The 19,786-nt window shown below is 67.9% G+C and carries 18 protein-coding genes; 7 read left to right on the top strand and 11 right to left on the bottom strand.

Annotation, left to right across the window (positions count from 1 at the left end):
- Nucleotides 1-8: 8 nt before the first annotated feature.
- Nucleotides 9-671: a response regulator gene (locus KF707C_RS07470; protein ID WP_004420906.1), complete on the top strand. Its 663-nt coding sequence runs from the start codon at nt 9-11 to the stop codon at nt 669-671.
- On the top strand, nt 668-2,044 hold the full coding sequence (locus KF707C_RS07465) for an ATP-binding protein (protein ID WP_004420910.1): 1,377 nt from the start codon (nt 668-670) through the stop codon (nt 2,042-2,044). The genes KF707C_RS07470 and KF707C_RS07465 overlap by 4 nt, the downstream gene beginning before the upstream one ends.
- 71 nt (nt 2,045-2,115) lie before the next feature.
- Here KF707C_RS07465 and KF707C_RS07460 read toward each other — a convergent pair whose 3' ends face one another.
- The 3 genes from KF707C_RS07460 to KF707C_RS07450 form a co-directional block, all read right to left on the bottom strand.
- A complete protein-coding gene (locus KF707C_RS07460; RefSeq protein WP_003450664.1) occupies nt 2,116-3,060 on the bottom strand; it encodes an IS110 family RNA-guided transposase in 945 nt (314 codons plus the stop codon).
- A gap of 369 nt (nt 3,061-3,429) precedes the next feature.
- Entirely contained in the window at nt 3,430-4,344 is a 915-nt protein-coding gene (locus KF707C_RS07455; RefSeq protein ID WP_003451757.1) for a response regulator, read from the bottom strand.
- A 4-nt stretch (nt 4,345-4,348) separates the two neighbouring features.
- Nucleotides 4,349-5,653: an ATP-binding protein gene (locus tag KF707C_RS07450; protein ID WP_003451758.1), complete on the bottom strand. Its 1,305-nt coding sequence runs from the start codon at nt 5,651-5,653 to the stop codon at nt 4,349-4,351.
- Between the two features lie 148 nt (nt 5,654-5,801).
- Here KF707C_RS07450 and KF707C_RS07445 point away from each other — a divergent pair, with 148 nt between their 5' ends.
- Nucleotides 5,802-6,665, top strand: a complete 864-nt coding sequence (locus KF707C_RS07445; RefSeq protein ID WP_003451759.1) for a neutral zinc metallopeptidase — start codon at nt 5,802-5,804, stop codon at nt 6,663-6,665.
- Nucleotides 6,666-6,671: 6 nt separating this feature from the next.
- Here the strand turns inward: KF707C_RS07445 and KF707C_RS07440 are convergent, their stop codons facing one another.
- On the bottom strand, nt 6,672-7,460 hold the full coding sequence (locus tag KF707C_RS07440; protein WP_003451760.1) for an IclR family transcriptional regulator: 789 nt from the start codon (nt 7,458-7,460) through the stop codon (nt 6,672-6,674).
- 102 nt (nt 7,461-7,562) lie between these two features.
- On the opposite strand from KF707C_RS07440, the gene hmgA reads away from it, so the two are divergent.
- Both hmgA and fahA read left to right on the top strand, forming a co-directional pair.
- The gene (gene hmgA, locus KF707C_RS07435; RefSeq protein WP_003451761.1) at nt 7,563-8,858 is read left to right on the top strand and encodes a homogentisate 1,2-dioxygenase; all 1,296 of its coding nucleotides are present in this window, start codon (nt 7,563-7,565) and stop codon (nt 8,856-8,858) included.
- 1 nt (nt 8,859) lies between these two features.
- Nucleotides 8,860-10,164, top strand: coding sequence for a fumarylacetoacetase (gene fahA / locus KF707C_RS07430; RefSeq protein WP_003451762.1), 1,305 nt, complete (start codon nt 8,860-8,862; stop codon nt 10,162-10,164).
- Between the two features lie 41 nt (nt 10,165-10,205).
- Here fahA and KF707C_RS29515 read toward each other — a convergent pair whose 3' ends face one another.
- Entirely contained in the window at nt 10,206-10,661 is a 456-nt protein-coding gene (locus tag KF707C_RS29515; RefSeq protein WP_003451763.1) for a hypothetical protein, read from the bottom strand.
- Between the two features lie 230 nt (nt 10,662-10,891).
- On the opposite strand from KF707C_RS29515, the gene KF707C_RS07420 reads away from it, so the two are divergent.
- Entirely contained in the window at nt 10,892-11,323 is a 432-nt protein-coding gene (locus KF707C_RS07420) for an anti-virulence regulator CigR family protein (RefSeq protein ID WP_003451779.1), read from the top strand.
- 319 nt (nt 11,324-11,642) lie between these two features.
- Here KF707C_RS07420 and KF707C_RS07415 read toward each other — a convergent pair whose 3' ends face one another.
- The 6 genes from KF707C_RS07415 to KF707C_RS07390 form a co-directional block, all read right to left on the bottom strand.
- The gene (locus tag KF707C_RS07415) at nt 11,643-12,503 is read right to left on the bottom strand and encodes a LysR family transcriptional regulator (RefSeq protein WP_003451782.1); all 861 of its coding nucleotides are present in this window, start codon (nt 12,501-12,503) and stop codon (nt 11,643-11,645) included.
- A gap of 293 nt (nt 12,504-12,796) precedes the next feature.
- Nucleotides 12,797-13,744, bottom strand: coding sequence for a SphA family protein (locus KF707C_RS07410; RefSeq protein ID WP_003451784.1), 948 nt, complete (start codon nt 13,742-13,744; stop codon nt 12,797-12,799).
- A gap of 32 nt (nt 13,745-13,776) precedes the next feature.
- Nucleotides 13,777-14,319, bottom strand: coding sequence for a flavin reductase family protein (locus KF707C_RS07405; protein WP_003451785.1), 543 nt, complete (start codon nt 14,317-14,319; stop codon nt 13,777-13,779).
- Between the two features lie 15 nt (nt 14,320-14,334).
- Nucleotides 14,335-15,573 carry a styrene monooxygenase/indole monooxygenase family protein gene (locus KF707C_RS07400; protein WP_003451787.1) on the bottom strand — a complete coding sequence of 413 codons (1,239 nt, stop codon included), beginning with the start codon at nt 15,571-15,573 and terminating at the stop codon, nt 14,335-14,337.
- Nucleotides 15,574-15,660: 87 nt separating this feature from the next.
- Nucleotides 15,661-16,446 carry an SDR family oxidoreductase gene (locus KF707C_RS07395; protein WP_003451794.1) on the bottom strand — a complete coding sequence of 262 codons (786 nt, stop codon included), beginning with the start codon at nt 16,444-16,446 and terminating at the stop codon, nt 15,661-15,663.
- Between the two features lie 10 nt (nt 16,447-16,456).
- Nucleotides 16,457-17,701, bottom strand: a complete 1,245-nt coding sequence (locus KF707C_RS07390) for a dienelactone hydrolase family protein (protein ID WP_003451797.1) — start codon at nt 17,699-17,701, stop codon at nt 16,457-16,459.
- A 348-nt stretch (nt 17,702-18,049) separates the two neighbouring features.
- Between KF707C_RS07390 and KF707C_RS07385 the strand changes: the two genes are divergently transcribed.
- Entirely contained in the window at nt 18,050-19,078 is a 1,029-nt protein-coding gene (locus KF707C_RS07385) for an AraC family transcriptional regulator (protein ID WP_003451800.1), read from the top strand.
- Nucleotides 19,079-19,786: the final 708 nt, after the last annotated feature.

The raw sequence follows: 19,786 nt of genomic DNA, 5'->3' as shown, positions 1-19,786 counted from the left end.
GGACTCCAATGCGACTGCTCCTCGTCGAAGACGACAATGCCCTCGGGGCCGGCGTGCGCGCCGGCCTCCGCCAGGAGGGCTACACCATCGACTGGCTGACCGATGGCGCCAGCGCGCTGCACGCCCTGCAAAGCGAGGAGTTCGACCTCGCCATCCTCGACCTGGGGCTGCCTCGGCTCGACGGGGTCCAGGTGCTGCAGCAACTGCGCTCCGGTGGCGCGACACTGCCGGTGCTGGTGCTCACGGCCCGCGATGCCCTCGAGGATCGCGTCATCGGCCTGGATGCCGGCGCCGACGACTACCTGGTCAAGCCCTTCGACCTCAATGAGCTCAAGGCGCGGCTGCGGGCCCTGCTGCGCCGCAGCGCCGGCCGGCCGCAGGTGCTGATCGAACACGGCGATGTCGTCCTCGATCCGGCCAGCCAGCAGGTCAGCTACCGGGGCAACCCGGTGCCCCTCACCCCCAAGGAGTACCAGTTGCTTCATGAACTGCTGTCCCAGCCGGGCAAGGTGCTCACCCGCGAGCGCCTGGTGCAGACCCTCTACGGCTGGGACGAGGAGGCGGAAAGCAACACACTCGAGGTGCATATCCACCACCTGCGCAAGAAGCTCTCCAGCGACCTCATCCGCACGGTGCGGGGCATCGGCTACCTGGTGGACGCTCGCCCATGACCTCACTGCGCCACCGCACCCTCTGGCTGGTGATGGGGTTGCTGCTGCTGGGCACCCTGCTCATCACCTACCTCAACTACCGCGACAGCAGCCACGAAGTGGAGGAAATCTACGACGCCCAGCTGGCGCAGAACGCCCGCCTGCTGCTGGGGGTGATGCGCATGCCCCTGGCCAGCGCCGAGCGCGACCGTCTCTACCAGGCCTTCAACGCCGCCCTCGGCAGCGCCGAGCCACGCAAGGTCGGTCATCCCTACGAGAGCAAGCTGGCCTTCCAGGTCTGGGGCAGGGACGGCCGCAGCCTGGTGCAGTCGCCCAGCGCACCGCCCTTCGACCATGCACCTGAGCGCATCGGCTTCCACGACATCCAGCTGGCCGGCAACAGCTGGCGCGGCTTCGTCCTGCCGGACGCCCAGGAGGGCCTGCTGATCTGGGTCGGCGAGCGCGACGACGTGCGCCAGGACCTGGTGGAACGCATCGTCCGCCACACCCTCTGGCCCAACCTGGTGGGCATCCTCATCCTCGCCGGCCTGGTCTGGGTAGCCATCGGCTGGGGCCTGCGCCCGCTGCAGAACATGGCCCAGGTGATCCGCAGCCGCCACGCCGATTCCCTGGCCCCCCTGCAGATCGTGCCGCTGCCCAGGGAACTGGAGCCCATGCAGGCCGCGCTGAACCGCCTGCTGGGACAGATCGAACAGATGCTGCAACGCGAACGCCGCTTCATCGGCGACGCCGCCCACGAGATGCGCACGCCACTGGCCGTGCTGCGCCTGCATGCCCAGAACGCCCTGGAAGCCACCAGCGAGGAGCAGCGCGAGGAAGCCCTGCGCTTTCTCAGCCAGGGCGTCGACCGCCTGACACGGGTGGTCCAGCAACTCCTGACCATGGCCCGCATGGAGCCGGAGCTGGCCCGGCAGAACTGGCAGCCCCTGGACCTGGAGCCGCTGGTGCGCGAGCACCTGGCGGAACTTACCCCGCTGCTGCTGGACAAGGGCCTGGAGCTGGTCCTGGAAGTCGCCAAGGGGGATTACCGCACCATCAGCGACGCCGCGGCCATCGGCATCGCACTGCAGAACCTGGTGACCAACGCCTGCAACTTCACCCCCGCCGGCGGCGAGGTGAAGGTGAGCCTGCTCACCGAGGGGCCGGACGTCCTGCTGCTGCGGGTGGAAGACCAGGGACCGGGGGTGGACGAAAGCGCGCTGGAACGGCTCTTCGAACGCTTCTACAGCCAGGACAATCCCCAGGGAGCGGGCCTCGGCCTGGCCATCGTGCAGATGATCGCCACCCGCCTGGGCGGTGCCATCCACCTCTACAACCGCGAGGGCGGCGGCCTCTGTGCCGACCTGCGCCTGCCCCGCGCCACGCGCCGGTAGGAGCGCGCTCGCCATTCGCCGGCAAGCCGGCTCCTACAGGATTCCGGACCCCGCTGTAGGAGATTCTATGTCTACCCCGCCGTACAGGTTGGTGACCGATACGGCTGCTGGGTCTTCATGAGGGCGAAGGCAATTCGAGCCAGTTTCCGTGCCAGGATGGTCAGGGCTTCGGTCTTTTTCAGACCACGCTCCAGGTAGCCCAGATAGAGCTTCTGCCAAGCTTTGGTGCGACTGGCGGCCATGGCGGCATTGTGTAGCAGCCGCCGGACCTCCGGATCGCCCTGTTTGCTCAACTTGCGGCGTCCGCTGTAGCGCCCCGATTCCTTCGCGCGCACATCCAGGCCCAGGAAGGCGATGAAGGCGTCGCTGTTGCGGAAGGGGCCACGCTGAAAGGCCATGTTCAGGGCTGCTGCGGTTAGCGGGCCGATGCCTTCAATGGCCCGGCAACGCTTGGCCTGCTCGGCTAGGCCAGCGTCCTTCAAGGCCTGGGCAATGTCCTGATCGAGGCGCTGCTCCAGGCGCTTGAGGGAGCTGAGCGCCGCTTTCATCGACACCTTGAACTGGGTGTCATGGCCAAAGCTCTGGCGCAGCGCCGTGGCACTGCGGATCAGCGTCGCCCGGCGTCGCAGCAGGCTTTGCAGCAGCCGGTAAGCCTTGCCGGCGGGTTGCCAGACCCGCAGTTGGGCCTGTTCGTGGGCCAGATAACGGGCCAGTAGACGGGCATCGCTGGCGTCGGTCTTGATGCGGCCACCGATGCCCTTGCGGTAATTGCTCAGGCGATAGCCATCAATGACATAGAGGCGATGACCACGCGCATGGGCCAGGTCGACGAGCTGCACGTGATAGGTGCTGGTGGCTTCCACTGCCAAGGCACAGTCGCCGGGGAGCGTCTTCAGCCAGGCGCGGATGCTGCGGGCGTCATTGTCCAGGGTGCAGTACTGGTCCAGGTCGGCGCGATACAGGCTCAGGCTGTCCTTGGCCACGTCGATGCCGATGATGGGGGATTGGGTTGTCATGTGCGATTCCGGCCGACAAGATGAATGAGTCTGTCGGGGGGCTCACCTGTGCGCAGGCTTGCAGATATGGTCGATCTCGAGCGGCTACTCGAGTCGATGGATTCCTTATCGGCGCTTGTCGTGAGCCAGGAGTGGGGGAGTTCTCCTACCGTCTGTCTTGCAGAAGCGAGCTCAGTCCCTCCACCCCCGACAGACCCACCTTACGACATACAAGCGAGCTTGCTCGCGAAAGGGCCCGTGCGATTCGCCGGCAAGCCGGCTCCTACAGGATTCCGGACCCCGTTGCAGGAGCGAGCTTGCTCGCGAAAGGGCCCGTGCGATTCGCCGGCAAGCCGGCTCCTACAGCGAAAGTGAGGCACCAGGCCCCGCTCAGGCGATCACCCGCTCCCGCAGGCGCGCCAGCATCCCCAGCAGGCTGCCCACCCGCTGGTTCTCGCCAGCCTCCCTGGGCGTCTCCGCCACGCGGGGTACGAGGCCCAGGGGCTGGCTGCGCCAGAGGAACGCCTGCTCGGCGGCGGCCTTCAGGCCCTTCTCGAACAAGCCCCGACGGATCGGCTTGGGCAGGTAGCGGAAGATCTGCGCCTCGTTGATCAGCTTGAGCAGGGCCTGGGTGTCGCGGAAGGGCGTCACCACCAGGCTCAGCAGGCGCGGATGGGCCTGGGCCAGTGACTTGAGCAGGGGCGCCAGGTCCTCGCCTCCCAGGCGCAGGTCGCTGACCAGGATATCCACCGGCTCCAGGTTCAGGGTCACCAGGGCCTCGGCCAGGCTGTGGGCCCGCAGCAGGCGATGCCCGCCGGCCTGGCAGAAGGCGTCGACGCAGTGCAGGGTCTCCAGGTCGTCATCCAGCAGCAACAGGGACAGAGGCGCGGCGAGTGCGCTGGTGGCTGCGGTGACGGGCGTCGCGGCCTGGCGCACGGCGATCTCCGCCGCCTGGCGCAGGGTGAAGGCCATCTCCTGCGGGTCCCAGGGTTTGGTCAGGTAACGGAAGATGCCGCCATCGTTCAGGGCGTCCACCGCCGCATCCAGGTCGGAGTACCCGGTGAGCAGGATGCGCAGGCATTCCGGCGCGATGTCCCGGGAGCGGGCCAGCAGCTCGGCGCCACTCATCCCTGGCATGCGCTGGTCGCTGACGATGATCTGCACCGCGTCCTCGCGCAGCCGTTGCAGGGCCCGCAGCGGGTCGCTCTCGGTGATCACCTCGTACTGACGGCGGAACTGCAGGGCAAGGCTGCGCAGGATGCGCTCCTCATCGTCGACGAAGAGGATGCGGACGGGGGTGTTCATGGGCTCAGGCGCTCCGTTTCAATGTCGCCGCCTGGTGGCGCGGCAGGCTGACCAGGAAGCGTGTGCCACGCCCCGGCTCCGAGGCCACGCGGATGCTGCCACCGTGGTCGCGGATGATCTTGTAGCTGATGGACAGGCCGAGGCCGGTCCCCTCGCCCACCGGCTTGGTGGTGAAGAAGGGATCGAAGATGCGTGCGACCACCTCGGGCGGCATGCCCCGGCCACTGTCCTGCACCGAGATATGCACCCGGTCGTTCTCCGCCCAGCTGCGAATCTGGATACGGCCGGGGCCGTCCATGGCCTGGGCGGCGTTGGTCAGCAGGTTCAACAGCACCTGGTTGATCTGCGAGGGTGCGCAGGCCACCGGCGGCAACTCACCCAGCGCCTGGAACACCTCGACCCTGTCCTTGAGGTGGTTGCGGGCGATCAGCAGGGCACTGCGGATGCACTCGTTGAGGTCCACCTCGTCGCTCATGGCGCGATCCAGCCGGGCGAAATCCTTGAGCCCGGACACCAGCTCGGCGATCTGCCCGAGGCCGTAGCGGGTATCGCCGAAGAGCTGGCGCAGGTCGTCGGCCAGCAGCTCCGGCGCGGCCTCTTCGCGGGCACGGGCGGCCTGCTCCAGCGCGTCCGCCAGGCGCTGCGCATCGCAGTCCGGATCGTCCAGCGCCGAGGCGAGCGTGGCCTGGGTCTCGGCCAGGCGGAACAGCGGCAAGGTCAGCTCTTCCATCAGCTGGACATTGTTGGTCACGTAGCCGAGGGGGGTATTCAGCTCATGGGCGACGCCGGCCACCATCTGCCCGAGGGAGGCCATCTTCTCTGACTGCACCAGCTGCGCCTGGGACTCCTTCAGGTCGACCAGGGCCTGGCGCAACACCCGGTTGCGTTGGGCGATGCGCAGCTCCATGGCTTTGAGCAGGTCCAGCACCGTGCCCAGTCCCAGGTAGCGCCCCTGCTCGTCCACCAGGATGAAATCCTCGGTAATGGGGTAGCTCAGTTGCGCGGTGACCCGCTGGGCCGCCTGCTCCAGGGCCGACGCCAGGGGCACCGTCAGCGGCGCGGGATTCATCACGTCGACCACCGGGCGGCGGCCCCAGAGGTCGCGCCCGAAGCGCTGCATGAAGATGTCCTGCAGGGCGTAGCGGCTGACCAGCCCGAGGGGACGGCCCTGCCCATCCACCACCGGAAGGGACAGGAACGCCTTGTGGCCGGGGGTCAGCAGGCGGTCGGCCACATCACTGATGCTGAGGTCGGGGGCCAGAGGTTCGACGGCCTTGAGGAGGCGAGCCAGACTGCTTTCGGCTGCCATGATGGGTACTCCGGACGGCAGTTGAATGCCGGCGATTCAAGCAGCATCAGATTGCCATCCTGTGACAGCTGTCTCAGTCGCGATACAGATGGCAAGGTCGCCCGGAAACGACAACACTGAAACCCGATGCCCCCCGGAGTCCAACGCCATGCCCGAGAAAGCCGCCGCCCCGATGCCTCACAAGGGCCTGCTGCTGCGCCTGCTGCGAATACTGGCCTGGACGCTGATCCTGGTGGCCGTGGCCTGCGCCGCGCTTTACCTGGCCTTCGGTCCCGCCCGACTGGCCGAGCGCCTGGCGCCACCGCCCCCTACCTTTCCCGCCACCGTGGTGACCTCACCCGACGTGCTGGTGATCTCGACCCCGACGCCCACGGCCCCGCCAGCCGACTCCGGGGAGCTGGTGGCGCTGATGCTGGAAAGCACGGCCGATATCTGGGGCGAGTTTCTCGCCCGGGGAGACTTCGCCTACAAGCAGCCGAAGCTGCAGCTCTATCGCGGCCAGGTGGCCAATCCCTGCCGGGCCAAGGGGCAGTTCAGCGGTCCCTTCTACTGCTCCGAAGGCATGCAGCTGTACCTGGACATGGACTACCTGGAAGCGTTGCAGCGCCAGTCGCCCGAGCTGGGAAGCTTCGCCCTCAGCTATGTGATCGCCCGCGAGGTGGGCTTCCACGTGCAGAACCTCACCGGGGTCAACGGCTGGATCAAGGAATTCCGCCAGCAGGGCACGAGCGCCGAGAAACTGGCCACCGCCCAGAGCCTGCTGTCGGACTGCCTGGCCGGCAGCTGGATCAGCTATGCCCAGCGCAAGTACGCCTGGTTGCGCCCCGGCGACGCCCTGCCGATGCTGGAAGCCATCAACGCATTGAACAAGGGGCGTGGCGCCTCGCTGCCGCCCCTGCGGGACGACCCGTCGAACATCGATGTGCAGATGCGGGGGGAATGGCTGGACCAGGGCATCACCACCGGCGATCCCCGCGAATGCACCCTGCTGTTCACCAGCCAGGTCGAGTGACGGCGCTCAGTCGGGTTGCCGGCCGCCCATGCGCAGGCTGATGGCCTCGGCGGCACGGTGCAGGCGCTCGGCCGCCGAGCCTTCGGTGTCGGCGCTGAACACACTGGCGGCCCCCACCACGGTGATCACCCCGGCCAGCTTGCTGCCGGTGGCGAACAGCGGTGCCGACAGGGCGTTGACCCCCGGCATCAAGAGGCCATGGACGGGCTGCAGGCCGGTGGCGCGGATGCGCTCCATCCAGGCCTGAAGCTCCGCGGCAGCGGGCGCGCCGGGCAGCGCCAGTTCCTCGTCCCGGAGAAAGGCGGTCTCGGCTTCGGGCAGGTAGGTGTTGAACACCAGGCCGGTGGACGAGCCCAGCAACGGCAGGACCGAACCCACCTGGGTGACCAGGGTCACCGCCCGCAGGGCCTGCTCCACATGCACCACCGTCGGGCCCTTGTTGCCCCAGACGGCGAGGAAGCAGGTTTCATTCAGGGCATCCCGCAGCTCCACCAGGTGCGGCATGGCGACCTTGACCACATCCAGCCGACCGATGGCGGCCAGGCCCACCAGCAGCGCCTCGCGACCGAGGCCGTAGTGGTTGGTGGTGGCGTCCTGCTCGGCGAAGCCGCTGGCGATCAGGGCCTGCAGGTAACGATGGACCTTGCTCGCCGGCATGCCGACATGTTCCGCGAGCTTCGACAAGGAAGTGGCCGGCGCCAGTTCGGCCAGGCCCTTGAGGATATCGGTGCCCACTTCCGCGGCCTGCACCTTCTGTCGCCTTGGTGCGCCCGCGCTGTCGTTGTCGTTGCTCATGTCCCGGCCTTGGTCGATAGGAAGGGCGCTGTTATAGCTTGACCCCTTTTTCCTTTCAAATTACGTTATGCGTAATCAAATTACAAAAACAACGAGGTCATCATGGTCTCCTCCGAATCCCTTCACTACCAGTCCGGCTTCGCCAACGAATTCAGCAGCGAAGCCTTGCCCGGCGCCCTGCCCGTCGGCCAGAACTCCCCACAGAAGGTGCCCTACGGGCTCTACGCGGAGCTGCTCTCCGGCACGGCCTTCACCGTGCCCCGCAGCGAGGCGCGAAGGACCTGGATGTACCGCATCAAGCCCTCCGCCAACCACCCGCAGTACCTGCGTCTGGAACGCCAGATCCCGGGCGGCCGCCCGGGGCCGGTGAACCCCAACCGCCTGCGCTGGAATCCCCTGGAGATCCCCGCCGAACGCACCGACTTCATCGACGGCCTGGTGACCCTGGCCGCCACCGCCGATGCCGAGCAGGCCAGCGGCGTCAGCGTCCATGTCTACCGTGCCAACGCCAGCATGGAGCGGGTCTTTTTCGATGCCGACGGCGAACTGCTGGTCGTGCCCCAGCAGGGCCGCCTGCGCCTGGCCACCGAACTGGGGCTGCTGGACGTGGCACCGCTGGAGATCGCGGTGATCCCGCGCGGCATGAAGTTCCGGGTCGAACTGCTGGACGCCACCGCGCGCGGTTACCTCTGCGAAAACCATGGCGTGGCATTGCGCCTGCCGGACCTCGGCCCCATCGGCAGCAACGGCCTGGCCAACCCCCGCGACTTCCTGGCCCCGGTGGCCCACTACGAGGACCTGGATGCACCGGTGACCCTGGTGCAGAAGTTCCTCGGCGAGCTCTGGGCCACCGAGCTGGATCATTCGCCGCTGGACGTGGTGGCCTGGCACGGCAACAACGTGCCCTACAAGTACGACCTGCGCCGCTTCAACACCATCGGCACCGTCAGCTACGACCACCCGGACCCGTCCATCTTCACCGTGCTCACCTCCCCCAGCGAGACCCACGGCCAGGCCAACATGGACTTCGTGATCTTCCCGCCGCGCTGGATGGTGGCGGAGAACACCTTCCGTCCGCCGTGGTTCCACCGCAACCTGATGAACGAGTTCATGGGCCTGATCCAGGGCGCCTACGACGCCAAGGCCGAGGGCTTCGTGCCCGGCGGCGCCTCCCTGCACAATTGCATGAGCGCCCACGGCCCGGACAATGCCACCACCACCGCCGCCATCGCCGCCGACCTCAAGCCGCACAAGATCGACGACACCATGGCCTTCATGTTCGAGACCAGCCGCGTGCTGCGCCCCAGCCACTACGCCCTGGAGTGCCCGCAGCTGCAACGCGACTACGATGCATGCTGGGCCGGCATGGCCAAGACCTTCGACAAGGGCAGGATCTGAAATGACCGCAACCGACACCCGCCAGAGCTGGATCGCTTCCGCCAACGGCCACCCCGACTTTCCCCTGCAGAACCTGCCGCTGGGCATCTTCAGCCCGGCCGGCGGCACGCCCCGTGGCGGCGTGGCCATCGGCGACGCCATCTTCGACCTGAAGGTGGCCAGCGACGCCGGCCTGTTCAGCGGTGAAGCCGCCGACGCCGCCCGCGCCGCCTGCGGCGACAGCCTGAATGACTTCTTCGCCCTGGGCGCCTCCGCCCGCCGCGCGCTACGCAACCAGCTGCAGGACCTCCTGGTGGACGGCAGCCCGTCCCGCGAGCGTCTGGAAGCCATGGGCCAGGCCCTGCTGCCGGCCGCCGCCAGCTGCCAGCTGCACCTGCCGGCCAAGGTGGGCGACTACACCGATTTCTACGTCGGCATCCACCACGCCAACAACGTGGGCCGCCTGTTCCGCCCGGACAATCCGCTGCTGCCCAACTACAAGTACGTGCCCATCGGCTACCACGGCCGCGCCTCCACCGTCTGCGTCTCCGGTACGCCGGTACGCCGTCCGCTGGGCCAGACCCTGCCACCGGGCCAGGACGCGCCGAACTTCGGCCCCAGCAAGCGCCTGGACTACGAACTGGAACTGGGAATCTGGATCGGCCAGGGCAACGCCATGGGCGAAGCCATCGCCATCGCCGACGCCCCGCAGCACATCGCCGGCTACTGCCTGCTCAACGACTGGTCCGCGCGCGACGTGCAGGCCTGGGAATACCAGCCGCTAGGGCCCTTCCTGGCGAAGAACTTCGGCACCACGGTGTCGCCCTGGGTGGTCACCGCCGAGGCCCTGGAGCCCTTCCGCGCCGCACAACCGGCGCGCCCCGAAGGCGATCCGCAGCCCCTGCCCTACCTGCGGGACGAGGCCGACCAGGCGCGCGGTGCCTTCGATATCCAGTTGGAAGTGCTGATTCTCACCGCCAGCATGCGCGAGCAGGGCCTGCCGCCCCATCGCCTGGCCCTGAGCAACACCCTGAACATGTATTGGACGGTCGCCCAGATGGTGGCCCACCACAGCGTCGGTGGCTGCAAGCTGCAACCCGGCGACCTGTTCGGCTCCGGCACCCTCTCCGGCCCGGAACCCGAGGCCTTCGGCAGCCTGCTGGAGAGCACCTTCGGCGGCAAGCAACCCATCAACCTGCCCAATGGCGAGACGCGCACCTTCCTGGAGGACGGTGACGAGGTCATCCTCCGTGCCCGTTGCGAGCGCGAGGGCTACCCCAGCATCGGCTTCGGCGAGTGCCGGGGCGTGCTGCTGGCGGCACGCTGAAAAACGACTGGGGCAACCTGATGGTTGCCCCGGACGTTGTGCTAGCGATGGCTCTTGCCGTCGTTCTTGCTGGACGACACGCCGGCCTTGCCCAGGCCGTCGGCGTTGTGATCGCCCGGCGTGGTATCGGCGACCGCGCGGGCATTGGCCAGGCCACGGCTGTCCTGGTCGCGGGCGACGGCCGAGGTGGCGGCACCATGGCCCTTGTCGTCATTGCGCAAGCTGCCGTAGCGATTGCCCTTGCCCTCATGATCGGCGCTCTTGCCATAACCGTGTCCCTTGCCGGCATGACTGCCGCCGTAGCCACCGCCAAAGCCGCCACCGTGCCCGCCACCATGCCCGCCGCCGTTTCCACCACCGTTCCCGCCACCATTCCCACCGCCATTGCCACGGGCATAGGCGGAATCGACGAGGAACGAGCCACTCGGCATTACGGTACCTGCCACCAGCGCCATCACGCAGGTCGCCACCGCCAACAGGGTTTTCTTGCTGTTCAATTCATTGCCTCCACAGGATTGCTTTCACGGTAGCCATGAGACTCGCGAGGACAGGAAGCGGTTCATCGATGGCAGACAAATGGTGGCTCCAGGGACGACCGGACGCACAGACCTTGAACGGCATCAAGTTTCGCTGCCGTCGGCAGCCGTTTTTTCTGCGATATTTGGGCACTCACGATGGCTCGCGCAGTCCATCGATATAAGGAAACGGCCCAATGGAGAGTCCACCCATGATCCGCACGCGCCCCCTGATCGCCCTGCTCACCAGTGTCGCCCTCATCACCGGCTCCCCCGCGTTGCTGGCCGACCCCGGCAAGAGCAAGGGACACGGCAACCCCGCCCAGCACGGTAGCCCACAGGGCGGCCACGGCAACGACTGGCAGGGTGGCGGCCCGCAAATCGATGTCGGCGGAATCCGCGTCATCCTCGATGGCCACCGCGACTACTGGGGTCCGGCACAGTCCCTGCCACCGGGCATCCAGAAGAACCTCGCCCGCGGCAAGCCGCTACCGCCGGGCATCGCCAAGAAGCTGGACGGCCGACTGATCAGCCGCCTGCCCCACTACGAGGGTTACGACTGGGTTCGCGCAGGGACCGACCTGATCCTGGTCGCCGTCGCGACCGGCATCATCTATGAGGTCCTTCACGACGTGATGGACTGATCGAGGCGCCCGGAGACGGCGGGTTCCGGCAATCCGGAGCCCGCAGTTTCCGGGGACCGCGCGAAGCATCCAGGCTTCCCGGCGCGTTTGAATGCAAATTTGTTGAACTAAAACTGCAAGACTATTCATTAGCCCTGATCTTGCGTTCTTCCGTAGGATCACCCGGTTCGCGGCTCCCCACCCGGCTCGGGCCGAGGTCGGGAACCTTGCAGACATTTCCATTTTCCAGGGATGGAACCCCCACCACCCGGTGGGTTCGATGAGGGCCGCAAGGCCCCTCGTTTTTTACCTTGCCCTCGTCCCCCTTCGTCACCCCTTCCTAGAGCATCTCCCCGCCCAGGCGCCAATCGATGCCCTCGGCCACCACCTCCTTCAGCAGCTCGATGGCCTGGCGCAGCGCCGGCGAATCCTTGTCCCGCGAATAGGCGAGGTAGGTGGGGCAGGTGAACTCCGGCGCCAGTTCCACGCGCTCCAGGGCACCGCTGTCCAGATGCGCCTGGACCACACGGGTACGGAAGTAGCCGCTGCCGCCGCATTGCAGGATGTACTGCAGGGCCAGCGGCGGCAGGTTGGTGGTCAGCGCCGCGCGGGCCTTGTCCGGCAGCGCGGCATCATGGCGCTCGCGAAACTCCGGTCCCCAGTCGTTGTAGAGGTAAGGCTCGGCGCTGCGGGTGGAACGCACCTGGATCAGCTTCTCCTCCAGCACCAGCTCCACCTGCATCCCGGACCAGTATTCCGGGCGATACAGCAGGGCGACGTCCAGCACCCCGGCGCGCAGCAGCTTCTGAACATGGCCGGCCTCGCCGACTTCGGCACGAATGGCGTGGGACGGCATCCGCTGGCGCAGGCGGATGACCCAGTCGAGGATCAGCGGGTTGCACAGGCTCACCTCGCCGCCGACGTTGAGCACGTCGCCAAAGCCCCGTGGCAGCGGCAGGTCACGCCGCGCCGCTTCCCAGGTCTGCACCAGCTGCGTGGCGTAGGGCACGAAGACCTCGCCGTCGACCGTCAGCCGCGCCCCGGCGCGATTGCGCACGAAGAGCCGGCAGTCCAGCTGCTGCTCCAGGTTCTGTACCCGCGCGGTGATGGTGGTCTGGGTGACGTGCAGGCGTTCGGCGGCGGCGACGAAGCTGCCGGTGCGGACGATCTCCAGGAAGGTGCGCGCCAGATCGATATCCATGGGCGTTGCTCGGGTTGGGGGGCGATGATTCTAACGGTTGCGGCCATGGGACGCTCCCGGCTGGCCACGACGCCCGCCCCGCACTGCGGCACGCAAAAAAAGCCCGCCGTGGCAGGCCGCGTGAAAACGAGGTGAGCGATGGCCAGGCAAGGCAGAGAACGGTGAAAGGCGCCGTTTACGAGCGGTAAATGAGCCTTTTCAGCCGGTGTTCAGCGCAGCCTGACCGAGCACAGTAGTTTTCACACAGCCTGATGGGCGGGCTGAAGGGACGACCCGAGGACGTCCTTGCGATCTCAGAAGTGGTGCACGTAGCGCACCTGCACCCGCGAGCCTTCGGGGCGGTTCTCGACGTCCTGCTCGACGTAGGCGTTCACCACCAGGTGGTCCTCCTGGGAGAAGCTGTACATCGCTCCCGGCCCGATGGCCCAGACCCGCTCGCGGCGCCCGGAGACCTCGTGGCCATCGATCCTGGTGTCGGTGAACTGGTTCAGCCAGTAGCCGTTGATCCCCAGGCGCAACTGCGGCGTCACCGCGTACTCGGTGGCGAAGTTGGCGTGCACGGCCTGGCCGGCCTGGAGGTCGTCGGCACCGCCGTAGCTGTAGTTGGGGTCCTCGTTCTTGCCGTTGTAGAGGTAGTGGGCCCGCAGCGACGCGCTCCACTTCGGCGTGAACCAGTAGGTGGCGGCCCAGTAGGGATTGAACGACCAGGCGTTGGCGCCGGGGTTGATGGCCTGGTCCTCGTCGTACTTGCCGGTGGGCAGGTTGACCTGCAGCTCGATGCGGTGGACGAAGCGCGGGCCGTCCGGGCCCATGATCGGGTCGAACTGGATGAAGGGACCGACCAGCAGGTCGCCGACGCCATCCTGGGCCTTGAGGGCCGCGTTGTTCAGTCCGTCGTCCAGGTCCATGCGGGTGACCACCGGCAGCACCGCGTTCAGGCCCAGGCTGGCGTTGCCCAGGCGCAGGTCGGACAGGTAGCTGAGCTGGGTCACCGCCACCTGGTAGTGGAGGTCCTGCCGGGGCAGCGGCAGGTCGTCGCCGCGCTGGTCCTTCAGGTGGTCGGCGCGGTAGTCCTGGAAGTACTGCTGGATGTACCAGCCGGGGCCCGCCGGCAGGCCGCCGTCGAGGAAGGTGGTGAGGCCCAGGTTGACCACCGGCAGGTCATAGGCCTGGGATGCCTGACCGGCCACCAGGCCGGAGGCGAGCACGCACAGCTGCAACGCTTTATTGGTTCTTGTCATGGTGTTTCCCTTGCGCAAGGCGGGAGGCAGCGTTACTGGCCGAGGGCCGGGTGCGCGGCGGCGACCCGGTACTGGCCGGCATGGAAGACCAGCGGTTCTCCGCCGCCGTGTCGGTAATGCTCGATCTGGCCAAGGAAGATCAGGTGGTCGCCGCCGTCGTACTGGGTGAGGTTGCGGCAGACCAGCGCCGCGATCACCCCCTCCAGCACCGGCACGCCGCCGGCGGCGGTGCGGAAGCTCACCCCATCGAACTTGTCGGCCGCGCCCCGGGCGAACTGCCCGGACAGCCCGTGCTGGTCGGCGCCCAGCACGTTGATGGCGAAGTGGCTGGCGGCGAGGAAGTCCGGCAGGCTCGGCGCGCTGCGGGAAATGCTCCAGAGCACCAGCGGCGGGTCCAGGGACACCGAGGAAAAGGAGTTGGCGGTCATCCCCACGTTGCGTCCGTCGACGCTGCGGGTGGTGATCACGGTGACGCCGGTGGCGAACTGGCCGAGCAGGTTGCGCAGGGCGCGCGGCTCGCTGTCGGTGGCGGCGACCAGGTCGTCGAAATGCGGGGCGTGGATACTGGCGTTCATGGCGGTTCTCCGGGGTCAGGCGGCCTGGCGGCTGAGCTTGTGGATCAGGTCCTGGCAGGACGCGGCGTCGAACCACCAGGGCGCGAAGCGGCGCGGGTCGTCGAAGCCGTTGGTGATGACCGAGGCCAGCGCCCGGCTCTGGCTGGCGGCGCCGAGCAGTTCGAGGAGGTGCGGCGCGGGCGGCAGGAGCATGGAATTGGTCCAGCTCACCACGTGCTGGGCGTAGTCCCAGTAGCGCTCGAAGGTCTGGTGCATCCAGCCACTGGTGAAGGGCTGGTCGCCCTGGGCGAGGATGGCGTCGAGGTAGACACGGCTGCATTTGGCGGCGTTGTTGGAGCCCTGGCCGGTGATGGGGTCGTTGACCACCAGGGCGTCGGCCATGCCGAACACATGCCGCCCGGACGGCAGCTCCAGCACCGGCTTGCGCACCATCGGGGTGAAGCGGCCGGACAGGAAACCCTTGTCATCGGTGAGTTCGAGGGACTGGCAGCGCTCGGCCTCCCAGGGCAGGTAGCGGCGGACGATCTCCAGGCTCTTCTCCAGGTGCTGCTCCGGCGCGGTGACGCCCTGCCAGCAATCCATGGGGCCACCGGGAATGCCCTCGAACACCATGATCTCGCAGGGCCCGCTGGTGGTCAGGCAGGGAAACACGAAGTACTCGCCGACACCGGGGATGAGGTTGAAGGCCACCCGCGAGAAGGGCGACATCGGCGCCATGCCCTTCACGTAGGTCAGCGCCAGCGCGCGCTGGGGCTGCTGGAACCGGGTGCGCGCGGTGTCGCGGGGGAAGAGGTTGACGATCTCCCCCTTGCCCGCCGCCAGCAGCACCAGGTCATGGCTGGCCGACAGCCGCTCCAGCTCTTCCAGGCCCACGTCCTGGATCACCAGCTCGCCGCCACGGCGCTGGAATTCCTCCATCCACACCGGCATCTTCACCCGCTGGTCCACCGACTGGGCGTAGCGCTCCAGCCGCGCGGACCAGCTGAACAGGCGCTCGCCGGGACGCTCCGGGTGCGGCACGGTGAGGCCGATGCCCTCCACCGCCGGGCACTCGTCCTCCCAGAAGTTCAGGCCCAGGTCGCGCTCGGTCTGCAGCGCGCTGTGGAACATGCACTGGCTGGACATGACCTTGCCGTTGCGCACCTCCTCGGCGGTGCGGTTGGTGGTGAGGGTGACCTGGTAGCCCTTGGCGAGAAGGCCAAGGGCCAGTTGCAGGCCGGCCTGGCCGGCTCCGACGATAGCGATGCGACGCATTGTTGTTCTCCTGGAGTGCGACGGTTGGGACTGCGGCGCCAGGCGGGCGCCGAACAGGCTGTGGAAAAGTCGTTTCATGGCGCCGGCCTACTCGGCCAGGCGCGGGATGGCCGGCAGGTTCTGCTCCGGCCCCATCACCGAGTAGCCGCCATCGACGGCGTAGTCGGCGCCGGTGACGAAGCTGGCCGCCGGCGAGCAGAGGAAGGCCACCACCGCCGCCACTTCCGCCGGGTCGCCCAGGCGCCCCAGCAGGTGGTAGGAAGCCGCGACCCGGTCCGCCCGGGCGCGGTCGCCGCCGCTCACCTCGCTGATCACCCGGGACCAGGTCCAGCCCGGCGACACCGAGTTGACGCGGATGCCGTCGGCGGCGAAGTCCATGGCCATGGAGCGGGTCAGCTGCAGCATGGCGGCCTTGGACACCGGGTACACCCAGCGGCCGGTCTGGGCGCAGCGGGCGGAGATGGAGGTGAAGTTCACCACGCTGCCGCGCCGCGCCTTGAGGTCGGCGTGGACGGCGCGGGTCAGCGCCACCGCCGAGACCAGGTTGACGTCCAGCGCCTTGAGCCAGTCGGCGCGGCTGGAACCGGCGCCGTCGTCGAGGTAGGTGCAGGCCAGGTTGACCAGGGTGTCCACCGGGCCCAGGTCCTGGCGCACCGCCGCCACCGCCCGGTCGAGGGCGGCATCGTCGGTGATGTCCACGGCGTGGAAGCGCGCGGCATCGCCCAGCTCCCCGGCCACCCGCTGGGCGGCCTCGGCGTCGATGTCGAACAGGGCCACGCGGTGGCCGGACTCGATCAGCGCGCGGGCCACCGCGCCGCCGATCAGGGTGGCGCCGCCGCTGATGACGGCGACCTTGGCAAGGCTTCGGTCCATGGCGGGCACCTCAGACCGGCTTGCCGGCGCTGGTGGGCCAGCTCGGCATCAGGGTGTTGGAGGGCAGGCTCTCGTCCAGCAGCTTCTGCGCGGTCTCGCGGCCGGCCACCGGCAAGCCGCTGGGGTCGAGCAGGCCGATCTGCACCAGCACGCTGGCCTGGTCCCAGTAGATGTGCTCGTGGTAGAGCTTCGGCCCGCGGAACTTGACCACCCCGAGCATGGGGATCTCCACCCGCTTGCCGGTGGGGGCGACGCCCGGCAGCAGCCAGTCCACCTCGCGGTCGTGGGTGAAGGTCATGATGAATTCGTCGACGATCTGGCTGGCGCCGACCGTGCGGGAGATCGGCGTCAGCGCCATGTCCTCGGGATTGCCGTGGACGAAGTGGTAGCGGTAGAAGCGCGACAGCTCCCGCTGCCCGACCCCGCCGGTCATGGTGGGGATGTGGTTCACGTAGGGTTCGTCGACCATGGTGGCCATGGTGGCGGGTACGTCGCGGGTGTCGAACTCGTGGCGGATGTGTTCCTCCCAGAGCGCCGAGAGGTTGTAGTCCGGGCCCAGGGTGCGACGCAGCGCGGCCACGCTGCGCTCGTGGGCCAGCAGCGCGGCGCTCTTCCGGTAGTGATGGCCACCCAGGCGGGCGAAGGCGTGGTCGACGCCCGGGTAGACATAGAGCTCGACGCCGGGCAGGCGACCCAGGGCGGTCTGGATGGCCTCCCGCGCCTCGGCCGGGCAGTAGGCGTCCAGCTCGGCCAGGTGCAGCACCAGCCGGCGGCCACCCAGGCCCTCGGCCTCGTGCAGGGCCTTTTCGATGCCGACGCCGTAGTAACCCACGGCGCAGGCCACCTGGGGCAGGCGGCAACCGGCGAGGTAGGCCAGCTTGCCGCCGAGGCAGTAGCCGACCACGCCCAGCTCGCCCTCGCACGCATCCAGCGCATCCAGGGCCTTGAGGGTGGCGCCGATGTCCTCGACGCCCAGGGCTTCGTCGAAGCCCTGGTAGAGGCTGAAGGCGCGGGCGAAGTCCGCTTCGTCGTAGCCCAGGTCGACCCCGCGCTCCTGGCGCCAGTAGAGGTCGGGCACCAGCACGGTGTAGCCCTCTTCGGCCAGCAGGTCGGCGGTCTCGCGCATGGCCTGGTTGACGCCGAAGATCTCCTGGCACAGGACGATGCCCGGCCCCCGGCCGTCCACCGAGGTCGCGAGGTAGGCCTGGAAGAGCTCGCCGGTTGTCGCCGGCACCTGGATGTAGCGGCCTTTCATGGTATGCCTCCAAGGGGAGTGGGAAGGTACGAGTCGATCTTCCGCGTCCGGACCGGGAGGCCTCTATCCGCTCTCTGCAACGAGCGTCCGCTGTATGCAGGAATTTTCTGACCTATGGAAAGGCACGACGTTGTAGGCTCTTGGACCCGAGCCGCCGCGCCGGGGTCGGCCCGCCCCTGGCGCGCCTCTTGCTGCTACACCCGACAACCCCCATCGAGGGGACAAAAAGAAACAGACAGGCGTGGCGGACTATCCGGTGACCGCAGGCGGTATCCGGATACTGCAGTTACCGTGGTGCACGGTCCCACGCCCTGCCTTGATAACGTGCAGCCTGTGAGGTGACTCACCATGATCCAGGACCCGAGTCAGGAGGACGGTGGCAGCCGATTCCTGCAAACGCCGCTGTTCAGTCCCCATAACCAGTTGTTCCTGCTCAACGACCTGGACGCCATCCGCGAGCGCGTGGGCGGCGTTTTCAAACCCCATGAACTGACGCCATTGCGGGCGGGCGATGCGGTCAGCGCGCAGATGCACCACGTGAGCCGCGGGCGGCTGTCCCTCAATCGCCTGGAGTACGGCGCCACCGTGGACATCGACCCCGGCCGGCTGGAGGACTTCTACCTGGTGCAGGTGCCGATCCACGGCCGCGCGCGCATCGACTGCGATGGCCACCGCTTCATTTCCTCGCCGGAGCGCGCCTCGCTGATCTCCCCCAGCCTGCCGGTGCGCATGCGCTGGGAGCACGACGCACCGCAACTGGCCCTGCGCATCGACCAGGACGAGATTCGCCATCATTGCGCGCAGCACCTGGGGCATCCGCTGGAAGGCCCGCTGGAGTTCCACCCGGAGCTCGATCTCGGCAGCCCTGGCGGCCGCTACTTCCTGCAGTTGCTGGAGATGCTGGTGGAGGCCATCGCCCAGCCCGGGCATCCGATCCACCAGCCGCTGGTGCTCAAGCAGTTCGAGTCGGTGCTGCTCAACGCCCTGATCTACGGCCAGCCCCACAACCTGAAGGCGCGCATGGAAGGCGAAGGCCGAGGCAAGGTCATCTCGCCGCATTTCGTCCGCCGCACCGAGGAGTACCTGCGCGCCCACGCCCACGAGCCGCTGACCATCGAGCAACTGGCCGAGCACGCCGGGGTCAGCGTGCGCACCCTGTTCGCCGGCTTCCGCGAGTTCTGCAACACCAGCCCCATGGCCTACCTGCGCAACCTGCGGCTGGAGCGGGTCCACCAGGAACTGACGCAGGACAGCCAGGTCTCGGTGACCGACGTGGCCTTCAAATGGGGCTTCGCCCATCTGGGCCGTTTCGCCCAGGAGTACAAGCGCCGCTACGGCTGCCTGCCCTCGGAAACCCGGCGCTACCGTAACGAGTGATGGCCGCACACGGACGGTGCGGGCCATCCCCGGAGTGCATCCGTATGTGGGCTGAACGCAGTAGAGCGCAGCGAAACCCATCGGCGTGCCCGCATCGGACCTCCCTGGTGGGTCGGTGAAGCGTGACCCACCCTACAAGCGTGCCGGCGAGCAGACCGTAGGATGGCGTAGAGCGCAGCGAAACCCATCGCCGTACCCGCACCGGACCTCGCCGGTGGGTCGGTGAAGCGTGACCCACCCTACAAGCGTGCCGCCGAGCGGTTCGTAGGATGGCGTAGAGCGCAGCGAAACCCATCAACGTGCCCGCAGCGGACCTCGCCGGTGGGTCGGTGAAGCGTGACCCACCCTACACAGCGTGCCGGCGAGCAGACCGTAGGATGGCGTAGAGCGCAGCGAAACCCATCGACGTGACCGCACCGGACCTCGCCGGTGGGTCGGTGAAGCGTGACCCACCCTACAAGCGTGCCGGCGAGCAGACCGTAGGATGGCGTAGAGCGCAGCGAAACCCATCGGCGTGCCCGCACCGGACCTCCCTGGTGGGTCGGTGAAGCGTGACCCACCCTACAAGCGTGCCGGCGAGCAGACCGTAGGATGGCGTAGAGCGCAGCGAAACCCATCGGCGTGCCCGCACCGGACCTCCCTGGTGGGTCGGTGAAGCGTGACCCACCCTACAAGCGTGCCGGCGAGCAGACCGCAGGATGGCGTAGA

This window comes from Pseudomonas furukawaii, from assembly GCF_002355475.1.
In the GTDB taxonomy this organism is placed as follows: Bacteria; Pseudomonadota; Gammaproteobacteria; order Pseudomonadales; family Pseudomonadaceae; genus Metapseudomonas; species Metapseudomonas furukawaii.
Note: the sequence above shows the minus strand (reverse complement) of the source record. Positions and strands in the feature narration are given on the sequence as shown.